This window comes from Streptococcus sp. VTCC 12886 (genome assembly GCF_049893425.1).
GTDB classification, from domain to species: Bacteria; Bacillota; Bacilli; order Lactobacillales; family Streptococcaceae; genus Streptococcus; species Streptococcus suis_AA.
Genome location: NZ_JBMVJB010000006.1, coordinates 19,304 through 34,013 on the forward strand (window position 1 = coordinate 19,304; position 14,710 = coordinate 34,013).

Annotated in this window: 15 protein-coding genes; 7 read left to right on the plus strand and 8 right to left on the minus strand. The window is 40.1% G+C overall.

Annotated elements, in window-relative coordinates; translation table 11 throughout:
• The first annotated feature begins 103 nt into the window (after positions 1 to 103).
• The 4 genes from ACPC57_RS02900 to lysS all read left to right on the plus strand — a co-directional run bounded on the left by ACPC57_RS02900 (position 104) and on the right by lysS (position 3,646).
• Positions 104 to 946, plus strand: a complete 843-nt coding sequence (locus tag ACPC57_RS02900) for a DUF368 domain-containing protein (protein WP_434065735.1) — start codon at positions 104 to 106, stop codon at positions 944 to 946.
• Positions 946 to 1,431, plus strand: a complete 486-nt coding sequence (locus ACPC57_RS02905) for an aminoacyl-tRNA deacylase (protein WP_130555492.1) — start codon at positions 946 to 948, stop codon at positions 1,429 to 1,431. The genes ACPC57_RS02900 and ACPC57_RS02905 overlap by 1 nt, the downstream gene beginning before the upstream one ends.
• The gene (locus ACPC57_RS02910) at positions 1,428 to 2,054 is read left to right on the plus strand and encodes a histidine phosphatase family protein (RefSeq protein ID WP_434066274.1); all 627 of its coding nucleotides are present in this window, start codon (positions 1,428 to 1,430) and stop codon (positions 2,052 to 2,054) included. Before ACPC57_RS02905 ends, ACPC57_RS02910 begins: the two co-directional genes overlap by 4 nt.
• Before the next feature lie 101 nt (positions 2,055 to 2,155).
• Positions 2,156 to 3,646 (plus strand): lysine--tRNA ligase, encoded by a 1,491-nt coding sequence (gene lysS / locus ACPC57_RS02915; RefSeq protein WP_217374786.1) that lies wholly within the window; start codon positions 2,156 to 2,158, stop codon positions 3,644 to 3,646.
• Between the two features lie 438 nt (positions 3,647 to 4,084).
• On the opposite strand, the gene ACPC57_RS02920 is transcribed toward lysS, so the two are convergent.
• The 4 genes from ACPC57_RS02920 to ACPC57_RS02935 all read right to left on the minus strand — a co-directional run bounded on the left by ACPC57_RS02920 (position 4,085) and on the right by ACPC57_RS02935 (position 8,371).
• Positions 4,085 to 5,149, minus strand: coding sequence for an LLM class flavin-dependent oxidoreductase (locus ACPC57_RS02920; protein WP_434066275.1), 1,065 nt, complete (start codon positions 5,147 to 5,149; stop codon positions 4,085 to 4,087).
• A gap of 128 nt (positions 5,150 to 5,277) precedes the next feature.
• On the minus strand, positions 5,278 to 6,531 hold the full coding sequence (locus ACPC57_RS02925; protein WP_217374785.1) for an ABC transporter permease: 1,254 nt from the start codon (positions 6,529 to 6,531) through the stop codon (positions 5,278 to 5,280).
• The gene (locus ACPC57_RS02930; RefSeq protein ID WP_024396781.1) at positions 6,532 to 7,227 is read right to left on the minus strand and encodes an ABC transporter ATP-binding protein; all 696 of its coding nucleotides are present in this window, start codon (positions 7,225 to 7,227) and stop codon (positions 6,532 to 6,534) included.
• Positions 7,208 to 8,371 (minus strand): efflux RND transporter periplasmic adaptor subunit, encoded by a 1,164-nt coding sequence (locus ACPC57_RS02935; RefSeq protein ID WP_434066276.1) that lies wholly within the window; start codon positions 8,369 to 8,371, stop codon positions 7,208 to 7,210. Before ACPC57_RS02935 ends, ACPC57_RS02930 begins: the two co-directional genes overlap by 20 nt.
• Before the next feature lie 218 nt (positions 8,372 to 8,589).
• Here ACPC57_RS02935 and gorA point away from each other — a divergent pair, with 218 nt between their 5' ends.
• Positions 8,590 to 9,939, plus strand: coding sequence for a glutathione-disulfide reductase (gene gorA / locus ACPC57_RS02940; protein ID WP_434066277.1), 1,350 nt, complete (start codon positions 8,590 to 8,592; stop codon positions 9,937 to 9,939).
• A 49-nt stretch (positions 9,940 to 9,988) separates the two neighbouring features.
• Here gorA and ACPC57_RS02945 read toward each other — a convergent pair whose 3' ends face one another.
• Positions 9,989 to 10,726, minus strand: a complete 738-nt coding sequence (locus ACPC57_RS02945; RefSeq protein WP_130555616.1) for a cyclase family protein — start codon at positions 10,724 to 10,726, stop codon at positions 9,989 to 9,991.
• A gap of 203 nt (positions 10,727 to 10,929) precedes the next feature.
• Between ACPC57_RS02945 and ACPC57_RS02950 the strand changes: the two genes are divergently transcribed.
• On the plus strand, positions 10,930 to 11,469 hold the full coding sequence (locus ACPC57_RS02950) for a biotin transporter BioY (protein WP_277836791.1): 540 nt from the start codon (positions 10,930 to 10,932) through the stop codon (positions 11,467 to 11,469).
• Between the two features lie 11 nt (positions 11,470 to 11,480).
• Here the strand turns inward: ACPC57_RS02950 and ACPC57_RS02955 are convergent, their stop codons facing one another.
• Positions 11,481 to 11,696: a YdbC family protein gene (locus ACPC57_RS02955; RefSeq protein WP_171988872.1), complete on the minus strand. Its 216-nt coding sequence runs from the start codon at positions 11,694 to 11,696 to the stop codon at positions 11,481 to 11,483.
• 92 nt (positions 11,697 to 11,788) lie between these two features.
• On the opposite strand from ACPC57_RS02955, the gene ACPC57_RS02960 reads away from it, so the two are divergent.
• Positions 11,789 to 12,145, plus strand: coding sequence for a hypothetical protein (locus ACPC57_RS02960; protein ID WP_277836792.1), 357 nt, complete (start codon positions 11,789 to 11,791; stop codon positions 12,143 to 12,145).
• A 207-nt stretch (positions 12,146 to 12,352) separates the two neighbouring features.
• Here ACPC57_RS02960 and ACPC57_RS02965 read toward each other — a convergent pair whose 3' ends face one another.
• A complete protein-coding gene (locus ACPC57_RS02965) occupies positions 12,353 to 13,639 on the minus strand; it encodes a peptidase U32 family protein (RefSeq protein WP_217374779.1) in 1,287 nt (428 codons plus the stop codon).
• Positions 13,640 to 13,750: 111 nt separating this feature from the next.
• Positions 13,751 to 14,680, minus strand: a complete 930-nt coding sequence (locus ACPC57_RS02970) for a peptidase U32 family protein (RefSeq protein ID WP_274504639.1) — start codon at positions 14,678 to 14,680, stop codon at positions 13,751 to 13,753.
• Between the last annotated feature and the right edge of the window lie 30 nt (positions 14,681 to 14,710).

Here is a 14,710-nt window from a genome sequence, read left to right on the forward strand (position 1 = left end):
ATAGATAATGCCTGTTAGAGTGCTCTAACAGGCGTTCTTTTTAATGATTTTCACTGGTTTTATGCTATAATGAGAACATTATAAATACATTTTGGAGGACAACATGGCTTCTTGGATATCAAGAATAATTAAAGGTATGATTATTGCCCTTGGCTTTATCTTACCAGGTGTTTCTGGGGGCGTACTAGCTGCAATCCTCGGGATTTACGAACGATTAATAGGCTTTTTAGCAAATATTCGAAAAGATTTCAAAGAAAACTTTCTCTACTTTGTTCCTGTAGGGATCGGTGGAATCTTGGGAATTGCCCTCTTCTCTTTCCCTGTTGAATACCTCTTACAACATTTCCAAGTTCCTGTTTTATGGGCATTTGCAGGTGCAATTGTTGGTACGATTCCTAGCTTACTAAAAGAATCGACTCAGAAAAGCAAACGGGACCGTATTGATTTGGCTTGGTTGTTTGGTGCCTTCATCATTTCTGGACTCTTACTCTACAACTTGAGTGATCTTGTCGGAACACTTCCAGCAAACTTCGCAAGTTTTGTATTGGCAGGTGCCTTGATTGCATTAGGCGTACTTGTTCCCGGACTCAGCCCTTCAAACTTGCTATTGATTTTAGGAATTTACACACCAATGCTCAATGGTTTCAAATCACTTGATCTATTTGGAACTTTCCTACCTATCGCAATTGGTGGAGTCCTTGCAATGGTTGCCTTCTCAAAAGCAATGGATCATGCTCTTAAAGTCTACCACTCACGAGTTTATCACTTTATAATTGGTATCGTCTCATCATCTACTCTCTTAATTTTGATTCCACAGGCTAGCAACAAAGAATCCATCTCCTATGCTGGAGCAAACTTTATTACATGGATTGCTGCACTTGTTCTGTTTGTCCTGGGAGTATGGTTGGGACTTTGGATGAGCAAATTAGAGGAAAAATATAAATAATGGCAAAAAAGGTCAAAATAAAGAAAACCTTGGTTGACCAAATTTTAGACAAGGCTAAGATCGATCATGATAGCCTTGTTTTAAATGCTCTTGAAGGTCAACTTCCACAAGGTATTGAAGAAAACGATATTTATAAAACCCTAGCACTGACTGGAGATAAAACAGGGCCGGTTATTGGAATTGTCCCAATCACTGAGCACCTATCTGAAAAGAAACTGGCTAAAATTTCTGGCAATAAAAAAGTCAGTATGATCTCTCAAAAAGATTTGGAAAAAACAACAGGCTACATACATGGTGCAAACAACCCCGTGGGCATTCGTCAAAAACACAATTTTCCAATCTATATCGATCAATCTGCACTTGAAAAAGGCAAGATGATTGTTTCAGCTGGTGAAATTGGTCGGTCGATTCGAATTGACAGTCAGGTATTAGCTGATTTCGTGAAAGCTAATTTTGCAGATATTATTGAAGGGAGAAACGAGTGAAAGTCTATTTTGTCCGTCACGGTAAAACCGAGTGGAATCTTGAGGGACGCTTTCAAGGCTACTCTGGAGATTCTAAGCTTTTGGAGGAATCTTTCCTTGATTTAGAATCACTTGGGGAATATTTAGCTACCGTTCCTTTTGACAAGATTTACTCTAGCGATTTACAAAGAGCCCATATCACAGCCGAGCGAATTGCTGACCTGAACCATTACTGTAAATCAGTAGAAACAAAAGCTGGTTTTCGAGAATGGAATTTCGGTCGATTGGAAGGAACAAAAATTGGACTTTTCCGCGATATCTATCCCAAGCAGTACCATGCATTTAAACAGAATGCGGCCATCTTCCGAGCAGATATGTTCGAAGGGGAGACTGTTTCACAAGCTACTTCACGCTTCATCACTACTTTGAAAGAATCTATTCACGAGACAGATCAAACGATACTTGTCGTAAGCCACGGAGCTATTCTAACAGCTTCAATCCGAACCCTGTTAGGCTATCCACCAGCGCTCTTACGCCATCGAGGTGGTTTAGACAATGCATCTGTAACCATTTTAGAGACAGATGATTTTGAAAACTTTACCGAACTGGTTTGGAATGACACTAGTTATCAAGAAAAACAGTAGATTTTTCTGCTGTTTTTCCCATTCTACTCGTAATTTATGCTGATTTTTTACCTCTTCTATGATAAAATAGAAGGAACAGACTTTGGAGGAATGAATTTTTTATGTCAACTGAACATTTTGAAGAACTAAATGACCAACAGATTGTCCGTCGTGAAAAAATGACGGCATTGGCTGAACAGGGTATTGACCCATTCGGTAAACGTTTTGACCGTTCTACTAACTCTGCTGAATTGAAAGCACAATATGAAGATAAAGACAAAGAAGAGTTGGAAGAATTGGCACAAACTGCAACCATTGCAGGTCGGATTATGACCAAACGCGGTAAGGGTAAAGCAGGTTTTGCTCATATCCAAGACCGCGAAGGACAAATTCAGATTTACGTTCGTAAGGATGACGTTGGCGAAGAAAACTATGAAATCTTCAAAAAAGCAGACCTTGGAGACTTTGTTGGTGTCGAAGGTGATGTCATGAAGACTAATGTTGGTGAATTGACCATTCATGCTCGTAAATTAACTCACTTGTCTAAAGCGCTCCGCCCGTTGCCAGAAAAATTCCATGGTTTGACTGACGTTGAAACTCGCTACCGAAAACGATATTTAGACTTAATTACCAATCGCGAAAGTTTTGAACGCTTTGTAACACGTTCAAAAATCATTTCAGAAATCCGTCGTTACCTTGATGGACTTGGTTTCTTAGAAGTTGAAACACCTGTCCTTCATAATGAAGCTGGTGGTGCCGCGGCTCGTCCATTCATCACCCACCACAATGCCCAAAACATTGATATGGTACTTCGTATCGCAACGGAACTTCACCTCAAGCGCCTAATTGTCGGTGGTATGGAACGCGTTTATGAAATTGGCCGTATCTTCCGTAATGAAGGAATGGATGCGACCCACAACCCAGAATTCACTTCTATCGAGGTTTACCAAGCCTACGCTGACTACCAAGACATTATGGACTTGACCGAGGGTATTATCCAACATACCGCTAAGGCAGTTGTCGGCGACGGTCCTGTAACCTATCAAGGAACTGAAATTGCTATCCACGAGCCATTCAAGCGTATCCACATCGTCGATGCTATTAAGGAACAAACCGGTGTGGACTTCTGGCAGGAAATGAGCTTAGAAGAAGCTATCGCCCTGGCAAATGAACACAACGTTACTGTAGAAAAACACCACACAGAGGTAGGACAAATTATCAACAGCTTCTTTGAAGAATTCGTAGAGGAAACATTAATCCAACCAACCTTTGTCTACGGCCATCCAGTAGCTGTTTCCCCATTGGCTAAGAAAAACGATGAAGATCCACGCTTTACGGATCGCTTTGAGCTCTTCATCATGACCAAGGAATACGGAAATGCCTTTACCGAATTGAACGACCCAATCGACCAATTGGAACGCTTTGAAACCCAAGCCAAAGCCAAAGAATTGGGTGACGACGAAGCGACAGGCGTTGACTACGACTACATCGAAGCCCTAGAGTACGGTATGCCACCAACAGGTGGCCTCGGAATCGGTATCGACCGACTCTGCATGCTCTTGACAGATACTACTACTATTCGAGATGTGTTGTTATTCCCTACAATGAAGTAAGCGAAAGTATCCTTCTTGTATTGTCTTCACTAGGATATTTCAATCGCTTTCCAGTTTCTTGGCGATTGGCTGAGAAGGTCTACCAGACCTTCTCACTCCCTACAATGAAGTAAGCGACAGTATCCTTCTTGTATTGTTGCCACTAGGAAATACCAATCGCTTTCCAGTTTCTTAGCGATTGGCTGAAAAGGTCTACTAGACCTCATCACTCCCGACCATGAAATAGAAGATTAGCTGACAAGATCTACCAGACCTTATCACTCCCGATAATGAAGTAAAAATAACAAACTGTTTAACACAGTTACGTAAAACACTCTTGGCAATTCCGAGAGTGTTTTTGCATGCAAAAAAAGCCTAGCCAACTGACCAAGCTTTTAAGGAGATTATGAAAAATATTTAGGATTGATAATAGTATAGCTCATCTTATCAACTATCTCATCAGTCTTGAGACTGATTCTCTTCTTTCTTAGCAAAATAATCTCGGACAATTGGCGCAACTTCTTTTCCATAGAGTTCGATGGCATGGAGGACATCCTCATGTGGCATTGATCCGATTGGGAGATGGAGGAAGAAACGGTCCAAGTCAAGTGTTTCAATGGTCTTAATGATTTTAGCTGCAACATGTGTTGGATTTCCGACGATGGTCGCCCCCTCATCTGTAAGGGAGTAGAGATATTGCGCCTTTGTCATTTCGCTCCAATGTGGACGGTTTTTTGCAATATTATTGGTCACAACTTTAGTAGGATGGAAATAATCTTCTACTGCTTTGTCATGGTCATCAGCTATCCAACCCCAAGAATGGGCTGCTACCTTGGTCTTCTTCGGATCGTGGCCTGAGTTTCGGGCTACCTTACGATAGGCATCCACCAAAGGTTTAAAGCGATGAGCACCTGCACCAATGACTGCATACACAATAGGCAGGCCTTTCTTTGCAATCTTGATAGTAGATTCTACATTGCCTCCAGTTGCGACCCAAATTGGAAAATCTTCCTGAACAGGACGTGGATAGACCGGCTTATTATCGACGGACTGAGTGAAATGCCCATCCCACTTGAGATTTGTTTCCTTGTCAATTTCCAAAAGCATATCCAACTTTTCATCGAAGAGTTCTTCATAGTCATAGAGGTCATAGCCAAACAAGGGAAAAGACTCCGTAAAGGAACCACGACCAGCCATAATCTCTGCTCTGCCATTTGATAAAGCATCGATTGTGGCATATTGCTGGTATAGTCTCACAGGGTCCATGGAGGAAAGGATAGAAACTGCCGATGTTAGCTTGATCTGCTTGGTATTGACGGCACCAGCTGCCAGCACAATCTCAGGTGCAGAAACCGCAAAATCTTCTCGGTGATGCTCCCCAATCCCATATACATCAAGCCCCACCGCATCTGCTAGCTCTATTTCTTTGACTAGTTGGCGTATCCGCTCGACATGGCTGTAAGTCTCGCCAGTTTTTTCTAATGGAGTTGTTTCGCCAAATGTTGAAATACCTAATTCTATCATGATGTGTTCTCCTTTGAACTCATTATTTTCTTAATTGATGCGTTTATTTTATCTCTAATTAGTGATATAGTCAATTGATTTGCTCAAAAAAGAAAAACGACTAGGATAACCTAATCGTTCCTGTTGTATTACTCATAACGCAGAGCTTCAATCGGATCAAGTTTCGAAGCTTTATTGGCTGGTAATACTCCAAATACTATACCAACAACCGCAGAAAAGGCCAAGCTACCAAGTACAACTGGTATGGAGATTTCTGCCGTCATATTTTCCCCCATCACCTTTGTAGCGTTGAGAATAAACACGATAGTTTGGGCAATAGCTAAACCGATCGCTCCCCCCAGAGTAGTCAGCACCATCGCTTCAATCAAGAATTGCAGGAGAATATTTCCTCGGGTTGCTCCTAGTGCTTTTCGGAGACCAATTTCACGAGTTCGCTCAGTGACGGAAACCAACATAATGTTCATGACACCAATACCACCAACAAGCAAAGAGATCCCTGCAACTGCACCAATAAACATTGTGACACCAGCCATTTCACTTCTAAAGGAATCCAGCATAGCTGACATATCATAAATGTCATATCTTGCTTCTTTTAAGCCAGTAACTTTCGTTAAATAATCTGCTGCTGCTTGACCAACTTCCCCTGCACGACTAACATCATCTACGTGAAGATATAGACCTCGATTCTCATTTACTCCCATTTCGGTAGCCAATTGAGTGTTGGTCATAATGGCATTCCCACCAGATTTCATTCCGTAAAGGGCTGAACCAGCTTGTGGATCTGTATAGACACCAACGACAAGGTAAACGTTTTGATTTACACTAACCGTCTGGTTAAGGGCTGCATCCATACTACCAAAAAGTTTTTCAGCTAAATTGACATCTAACATCATAATGCGCGAATATCGAGAATAATCATTTGGCATAAACTTTCTACCAGCCAATATCTCTAACTCTTTCACATCAAAATAGGATTGACTTACACCATTTATAAAGACATTATCAGCTTTCTTACTTCCTGCAGACACTTCAGTAGTATTTGATAAACTAATATAGTAATTACTAATCCCATCAATTTCTAATAAGCCCTGAAGCATCGCATCTGTCAAATCAGGTTCTTCTTCCATTGACATTTCACCACCACCAATACTACCAAAAATTCCCATTGAGGAACTTTCATCCGATTCGGTGTATGGCATAAAGTAGACTTCAACATTATTTTTGTCACCAGCAAGAGCTTTTTCAATACTCTTACTCATACCAGTTCCCAAGGCAACGATAACAACAACAGCTGCCACACCAATAATAATCCCCAACATGGTCAGTAAAGAACGCATTTTATGTGCGAGGATTGATTTTAAGGCAAATTTCCAATTTTCCATTTAAATCTCCTCTCTACGTCTATCTTCAGTAATGACACCGTCTCGTAAAACAATTGTTCGTTTCGCATATGCAGCGATTTCAGGTTCATGAGTTACCATAATGATTGTCTTACCTTCATTATTGAGTTCTATTAATAATTCCATAATCTGCTGACCGGTCTTCGTATCCAAAGCACCTGTTGGTTCATCAGCAAGAATAATCGCAGGAGTATTTACTAAGGCACGCGCAATAGCTACCCGCTGTTTTTGACCACCTGATAATTCAGACGGTAAGTGGGTCATACGTTCTGCCAATTCGACCTTCTCCAGGTATTGCTTGGCCAATTTTTTTCGTTTTGCAGAGGGAACACCTGCATATATCAACGGTAATTCAACATTTTGTAATGCATTTAATTTAGACAACAAGAAGAATTGTTGAAAGACAAAGCCGATTTGATCATTTCGAACTGAAGCTAATTTTTTCTCAGATAACTGACTAACTTCCTCCCCCTCCAACCAATAATTGCCTGAACTAGAGCGATCTAATAAACCTATTATGTTCATTAAAGTGGATTTACCAGAGCCCGAAGGCCCCATAATCGCTAGAAATTCACCTTCTTCTACCTCTAAGTCAATATCTTTAAGGACCCGGAGTTCTTGATCACCATTTCTATAGGACTTATTGATATTAGTCAGCTTAATTAGCTGGTTCTTCATAGGCTTCTACCTCTTTTCCATCTTCTAAGTCCAATGTTGGGTTTGAAATGACATGATCTCCAACTGCCAATCCTGTTTGCACTTCCTGATTTATCGCATCAGCATTTCCTAAAGTAACTTCTACTTTTTTAGCCTTCCCATCTACAATTGTCCAAACAAATGTCTTATCTTCCTCATAAACAACTGCTGTCACAGGAACTAATATATTTTTGCTTGTATTCACTACTTCAATACTCACAGTGAACCCTAGTTTCAAATCCCCAACTTCACTAGTTATAGCAACCTTGAAAGGATATTTTGCACCAGTTCCCCTTGTTGCACCGGCAACTGCACTAGCTTCTTGGTCTGTCGCAGGATAATTTGAAATATAGGAAATTTTCCCATCCCAAGTTTGGTCTGGATATACTTTTGTAGTCAATTTGACTGCTTGATCAGTAGCGATATTTGCCAAATCATACTCAGTTAAGTTGCCTTTTACTTGTAGACTTGCTTGATTCACGATGTGAATGACTGTTTGACTACCTGTTGCATTTTTAGAAACAGATTTATTCACTTCGACCACGGTTCCTGAAACTGTACTGGTTACTGTCGCCTCTAAAACTGCTGTGTAAGCTTTATCAACAGCCGCCTGTGCATCGGCATAGGCATCATTAAGATCAGCTAGCTGTGAATCATATGATTGTTGGGAAGTTGACTGAGTGTCTTCGCCTGTTGTAGCATCAGCTGGAACGGTTACAGTTTGATAATTCCGTTGCAACTCATCAATTTGACGCCCAACCTTATCTCGTGCACGAACAGCTGAATCAAGAGCAGATTGTAGTTCTGTACTGTCGTAACGAAGTAGAGCTGTTCCTGCTTCAACTTGGCTACCTGGCTCAACTAGAATCTCACTAATGTCGCCCTTAGAAGGGTCGTAATAAACATATTGTTCCTCAGCAGCTGAAACCACACCAGTCAATAGGGTAGATGAAGCAATTGAACCCTCTTGAACGACTTGATAACTCAAACTTGTAGGCATCGTTTCATCACCAACAGTCGACCCACCCATGACACCTGAGTACAGTAATGCTCCTCCAACGAGTGCAACAGCTGCAACACCCAATCCAGAAAATAAAGCAATTTTAGCCTTTTTTGACTTTAACATAGATCTCTCCTTTTAGTTTATGAAAAACATACTTATTTTGTGTTAAACATATAATACACCAATACATCAATTTATGCAAGTGTTCTCCTAATTATTTTACAAAAAAGTGAAGATATGCCCACTTACACTTTTGTAAGAAATCCGTAGTGAATTTTTGATTGACACTCACAAAAACGTTACAATGGATGTAGTAAAACAATTGAGTTGGGAGGATATTCATGAAAGAATTCGATATTATTTCTATTGGTGGAGGTAGCGGAGGTATTGCAACAATGAACCGTGCTGCAATGTATGGTGCCAAGGCTGCAGTCATTGAGGCTAGTTACCTAGGAGGTACCTGTGTCAATCTTGGCTGTGTCCCTAAAAAGATTATGTGGTACGGATCTCAAATAGCAGAGGCCATTCAAAACTATGGCCCAGAATATGGCTTTACTAGTCAAGAAGTCACCTTTGATTTCTCTACCTTACGAAAAAATCGTGAGGCCTATATTGAACGTTCACGCATATCCTATGGTAATACTTTTAATAAGAATGGAGTAGAAGTAATCAACGGTTTCGCACGTTTTGTGGATAATCAAACTGTTGAAGTTAATGGCGAATTGATACGTGCCAAACATATTGTCATCGCTACAGGCGCTAGGCCTGATGTACCATCAATACCAGGGAGTGAGTTGGGAATCGTATCCGATGATGTCTTTGCTTGGGAAGAATTACCATCTTCAGTAGCGATATTAGGAGCTGGTTATATTGCTGTTGAAATGGCTGGACTCCTTCATGGACTAGGTGTTCAAACAGACCTATTTGTTCGAGGAAACCGTCCGCTTCGGAGTTTTGATACCTATATTGTCGAGGCATTAATGGAAGAAATGAATCGGACCAATCTCCCACTCCATACTGGAAAAACACCTATTAGCCTTGAAAAAACACAGGATGGTCACATCCAAATTCATTTTGAAGACGGTAGTAGCCATGTTGCTCAGCAAGTTCTCTGGGCTATCGGCCGTAAACCAAATGTAGATAAGCTCAATCTTGAAGCAACCGGTGTTCAACTCACTCCATCTGGGCATATTGCAGTCAATGAATTTCAGGAGACTGGTATTTCCGGCATTTATGCCCTCGGTGATGTAACTGGTGAAAAAGAATTGACACCTGTAGCCATCAAGGCCGGTCGCCTTCTGGCAGAACGTCTGTTTAATAATAAACCAACTGCTAAGATGGATTACAATACTATTCCAACCGTTGTCTTTTCTCATCCAGCAATCGGAACTGTTGGTCTAACTGAAGACGAAGCAATTTCCCAATACGGAAAAGATAATGTAAAAGTTTATACATCAGCCTTTACCTCTATGTACACTGCCCTAGGAAAACATCGACAAATGGCGAAATTCAAATTAGTAACCGCTGGAGAAAACGAGCAGGTTGTTGGTTTACATGGTATCGGATATGGTGTTGATGAAATGATTCAAGGGTTTGCAGTGGCTATCAAAATGGGGGCTACAAAAGAAGAATTTGATGCTGTTGTTGCAATTCACCCTACAGGATCAGAAGAATTTGTTACCATGCGTTAATTCAAAAAAATCCAGACAAGGAAGATTTGATCCGTGTCTGGATTTTTTCTTAAGGTAAAATAGCTACAGCACGCACTGGTGAACCGGATGCTTTCTCCCAATGTGGAAAGGCAATTGAAATCAAGGCACCTGAGGCTGGCACCTGATCAAGGTTAGTCAGTACTTCCAATTGGTAAATATCTTTGGACAAGAGGTAGTATTCCTCCACTAGATTTCCATTATTTTTAGTAGCTAAAGCACCTGAGTCAGTATCTAATGTTTCATGCCCCACTGCTTTCACATGACGCTCTTCAATCAGATATTCCAAAGCTTCGTGACTCCAACCTGGTGTGTGTTGAATACCCTGTTCATCTAAGTTTCGAATTGCATCTTGGCTAGGCCAACGTTTTGACCAGTCGGAACGAAAAGCAATAAATGAATCTGGTGCAATAGCGCCATAGACAGCCTCAAAGTCTAAAATATCTTGTTTCGTAATCTCATAATCATGATTAGCTGCCACCGCATCCGACTTATCAATGACATAAAGAGGAAGTAGGAAATCTTTCAAATCAATTTCATCAAGATAACGGGCACCTTCAACAAAATGAACTGGAGCATCAATGTGCGTTCCATATTGTCCGACTACTGTAAATTGCTGAACAAAGAATCCGTCTTTATGTGTAAAAATTGGTCGTTTTTCTAAAGCTGGTAGAGCTGGAAAATGTGGACTTGCTTCATCAATCTGATGAGTAAGATCAACCCACTTTTTTGACTTTAGGATACGATAAATATCAAGTAATTCGGTCATAAGGAATCTCGCTTTCTTTTTTAGAATTGTAACACAACAAAAAGTAAAATAATATTAATAAATATGTTTTTACTTATATTAATTTTGTATACTTAGATATAAAGAAAAACTATATTGCTGTTACAGCCGATGAAATTCCATTGACTTTCTTTTAGATTCTCACTATAATTTTGTTAACCATAAAAAATAAAGGGGATAACAAAATGACCAAAACATCAACAAGATCACTTGTTTATATCGCTATCGGAACAGCTTTGATTGCTGCACTTTCGCAAATTAGTTTATCTATTGGCCCAGTTCCATTTACTCTCCAAACATTAGCTATTGGCTTGGTTGCTTGTCTTTACAAACCTAAAGATGCCCTTGCAAGCGTTGGATTATATCTAGTACTTGGCGCTATTGGTTTGCCTGTTTTTGCTGGTTTTTCTGGTGGATTTGCTGCACTGGTGGGTCCAACAGCTGGATTCCTCTGGGGCTTCCTACTTTATGCAGGATTAACCTCAATGGCTACCAAGGCAAATTCATCCTCAGTAAATGTATTCCTAGCTTGTTTACTTGGATCTGTAGCATGCTTTTTTCCTGGAGTACTTATTTTTAAAATAGTATCTGGTGCTACTTGGTCTGACACCATTGCTTGGACTGTTCTTCCATTTATTCTTCCTGATTTAGCAAAAATTGCACTGGTAACCATCTGCCACCGCTTATTACAACCGATCACAAAAAATGAAGCCTTCTTCGCGTAGGCTTCATTCGTTTATTTATTGGCAAATGCGTCTAGAAGAACCTGGAATTCTTCATTGCTTAGAGTAATCCCTTTTCCCATTTTGCTATGGTCCGGACTCCAAGTCCGAATATCGTATTTTGCAGGTGTACCATTAAAAGATACACGATTCAACTCTTTGGTCCATCCCTTCTCGTTTTCAGATAGGACCAATAATTTTTCTTCAATTTCAAAAGTAAATGTTGCCATTTGTGACCTCCTTCAATCATCTATTCGAAAAAACTTGTCATTTTTTAAAAAATTGGATAATATGATTATATCAAGTTTGAAAGGATTATGCCATGAAGAGATTTATCGAAGTCATTTTGGAACATGCCTCTATCTTTTTAGGCAATAGCAGAGCTTCAAAGGCTATTGAACCAGATACCAAGGAAGAAATAAAAAATAACATAGAACTTGCCTTGTACAAGAATGCTTCTATCCATGTCATCTACGGGAACCGCAGTTTTACTGGAGACATCGTCAAATACGATACGGAACGCCAACGTATTATTATGAAAAATTTCAAGCGCCAGGTGACCAGCATTATAAATCTAGAAGACATCCAGAAAATTACCCTTGTTCCAGAAAGTGTAAAAACGTCCCAGCAACAAGAGAAAAAAATTGAGCAACATACCGGAAATAGAAAAAACGCATAAAATCCTGTAGGAAAACGTTGATGATATGCGTTTTTTTTTTGTTAATTTATCTAATGCTCAACGAACATCAAAAGTAGAAAACAGGTCATTTTGATGAACTCTCCCATTTCCACTAGACAATGATTCTGACGGAAATCCACAACGATGCTCGACGGACACACCCTAAATCTCGAAACTGGAATGGTTGCGGATTTTTTTTGAATTGATTTATGCTCTAATAGTTAATGACTGGCCATCTTCTTGATAAAGATTGATCAAACCTGATTTGCAAGCACGAATCATGTCACCAGGATAGATTTCACGGTCTAGTTTAATGGTCAATAATTCCATTGGTTTATTGGCACGGTCGATTTTATTACCACTTGAATCATGCAGATCTTGAATCGTTGATTCAAAATGTCTGAAGCCAGGTCCATAAAATTCCACCTGGTCACCTTCATTGATCACATTACGTTGACGAATAGTTGCAGTCATCGTATCCTTATCAAATGCAACGACTTCACCAATAAACTTATACTCTGGAATTTTACGACGAGCTCCAAAGAGTTGCTCATTTTCACTTGGTGGACTGTAGTAAAATCCAGTCGCCAATTCACGCTGTGCAACCTTCCACATCTCATCAATCAAGTCTTGTTTGATGGTTTCGAATTTCTCTGGACTTTCTAGGTAAGCATCAACTGCTGCTTTATAGCAGTTTGTAACAGTTGATACATAATGAACTGATTTCATTCGGCCTTCAATCTTCAAGCTATCGATACCATTTTCAATCATATCCGGGATATGGTCTATCATACACATATCCACCGCAGACATGGAGAACTCCTCTGGTATTTCGCCCTTAATCGAACGACGTTCTTCACCAAACGGTAAGTCGTAGAGATTGTATTTCCAACGACATGACTGAGAACACCCACCACGGTTTGCATCTCGCTTGCTCATGTGGTTAGATAGGACACAACGTCCTGAATAAGAAATACACATAGCACCATGGACAAAGGCTTCGATTTCAACATCTGTGCGTTTGCGAATTTCCGCTACTTCTTCCATTGTTACCTCGCGAGCCAAAACAACGCGGGTCAAGCCCAACTCTTTCCAAAACTCAAAGGTTTCGTAGTTGGTTGACGAAGCTTGGGTAGACAAGTGAATTTCAAGACCCGGTGCCTCTGTTGCACAGATCACGATGAGGGCGGGATCAGATACAATGACAGCATCCAAGCCCATATCCCGCAATTCACGGAACCAAGCTCCTGCACCTGCTTCATTTCCTTCATGAGTTACCATGTTGGCAGCAACATAAACCTTAGCTCCACGAGCGTGGGCATATTCAATCCCTTCCCGCATCTGTTCCATACTAAAGTTCCCAGCGCGGCTCCGCAAACCATAGGCTTGACCGCCGACGAAAACAGCATCAGCACCATAATCGATGGCTACCTTCAATTTTTCCAAAGTCCCAGCAGGTGACAAGACCTCAGGACGTTTCAGTGTTTTTGACATAATTAACTTCTTTCTATTAACGATGGTTTATGATTGAAAACCTGTGCAGATATTAGATCATTGCTTATTAGATCTATCAGCTCTGTTAGGATAGGAAAACAAATCTTAGATTTATTTGACTTTATTGCGATCAAATTCATAGAAACCAGTATCCAAACCACGTTCAGCTGGATGAAGTTTACGAACTTGTTCATCCAAAAGAAAGGCCTGATCGTAAGTAAAAGTTCCTTGCTCTAGCAACTCTTTGGCTTTAACAAATAATTTCGCGATTTCAACAAAGTTTTGACCCGGGCAAAAAATACCATCTAATTTCCAATTGCAATAACCATGTGAATAAAGTTCTGCCAACTTAGTCATCATATCAATATCATTGTTAATAAAAATATGAGTACCGTGTTTGTCCTCAAAAATAGAATAATGACTCTCTGGATCAGCAGGTTCTGCTAAAAACAAACCGCGTTGACGCGATAAATCAGTCTCATCAGCCTTTACAAAATTATAATAATTTCGTAACAGAGTTCGTTTAGAATGGTGGATGACTGACGCACCATAAACCAATACTTCCGCTGGAATTTCCAAATTCTTAGAAATATCAAAAAGCTCTTCAGATGGAATTTCACGTGCCAAAACGGCTTCTACAGCTCCATGATCTTTCCAAAAATTAATTTGACGACTAGAAGTAACGAAAACTGATGTATCATAGATTAGTTTAAAATTGTAGCCATCGCGTTTATTAATATAAAACAAACCCGCATCACCAACTACTAAATAATCAACCTTTATCTCACGCATGAGCTCCATAAAAGGCTTGATATGATCCATCATATCTTGGTGCATCAATGCATTGGCAGCGACTGTTAATTCTTTGCCCGCTCCATGTACAAGCTCTGCAATTTCCCTCAGTTCATCATATGAAAAATTTGTTGGAATACGAAGAGCGTGATTCTCTTCACCTACATAAATACGATCAATGCCTGCTACTATCAGTTCTTTGACCTGTTCAATACTTTCAGCCGTTGCTGTAATGGTAATTTTCTTCATAAGATAATTATATCAAAAATGAAAATTTCT

Excerpts from the sequence above, each read along its gene's own strand:
- ACPC57_RS02935 (WP_434066276.1), bottom strand. The coding sequence starts at position 8,371 with ATGTTAAAGTCAAAAAAGGCTAAAATTGCTTTATTTTCTGGATTGGGT.
- ACPC57_RS02900 (WP_434065735.1), top strand. The coding sequence starts at position 104 with ATGGCTTCTTGGATATCAAGAATAATTAAAGGTATGATTATTGCCCTT.
- ACPC57_RS02965 (WP_217374779.1), bottom strand. The coding sequence starts at position 13,639 with ATGTCAAAAACACTGAAACGTCCTGAGGTCTTGTCACCTGCTGGGACT.
- ACPC57_RS02925 (WP_217374785.1), bottom strand. The coding sequence starts at position 6,531 with ATGGAAAATTGGAAATTTGCCTTAAAATCAATCCTCGCACATAAAATG.
- gorA (WP_434066277.1), top strand. The coding sequence starts at position 8,590 with ATGAAAGAATTCGATATTATTTCTATTGGTGGAGGTAGCGGAGGTATT.
- ACPC57_RS02960 (WP_277836792.1), top strand. The coding sequence starts at position 11,789 with ATGAAGAGATTTATCGAAGTCATTTTGGAACATGCCTCTATCTTTTTA.
- ACPC57_RS02955 (WP_171988872.1), bottom strand. The coding sequence starts at position 11,696 with ATGGCAACATTTACTTTTGAAATTGAAGAAAAATTATTGGTCCTATCT.
- ACPC57_RS02920 (WP_434066275.1), bottom strand. The coding sequence starts at position 5,149 with ATGATAGAATTAGGTATTTCAACATTTGGCGAAACAACTCCATTAGAA.
- ACPC57_RS02970 (WP_274504639.1), bottom strand. The coding sequence starts at position 14,680 with ATGAAGAAAATTACCATTACAGCAACGGCTGAAAGTATTGAACAGGTC.
- lysS (WP_217374786.1), top strand. The coding sequence starts at position 2,156 with ATGTCAACTGAACATTTTGAAGAACTAAATGACCAACAGATTGTCCGT.
- ACPC57_RS02945 (WP_130555616.1), bottom strand. The coding sequence starts at position 10,726 with ATGACCGAATTACTTGATATTTATCGTATCCTAAAGTCAAAAAAGTGG.
- ACPC57_RS02905 (WP_130555492.1), top strand. The coding sequence starts at position 946 with ATGGCAAAAAAGGTCAAAATAAAGAAAACCTTGGTTGACCAAATTTTA.
- ACPC57_RS02950 (WP_277836791.1), top strand. The coding sequence starts at position 10,930 with ATGACCAAAACATCAACAAGATCACTTGTTTATATCGCTATCGGAACA.
- ACPC57_RS02930 (WP_024396781.1), bottom strand. The coding sequence starts at position 7,227 with ATGAAGAACCAGCTAATTAAGCTGACTAATATCAATAAGTCCTATAGA.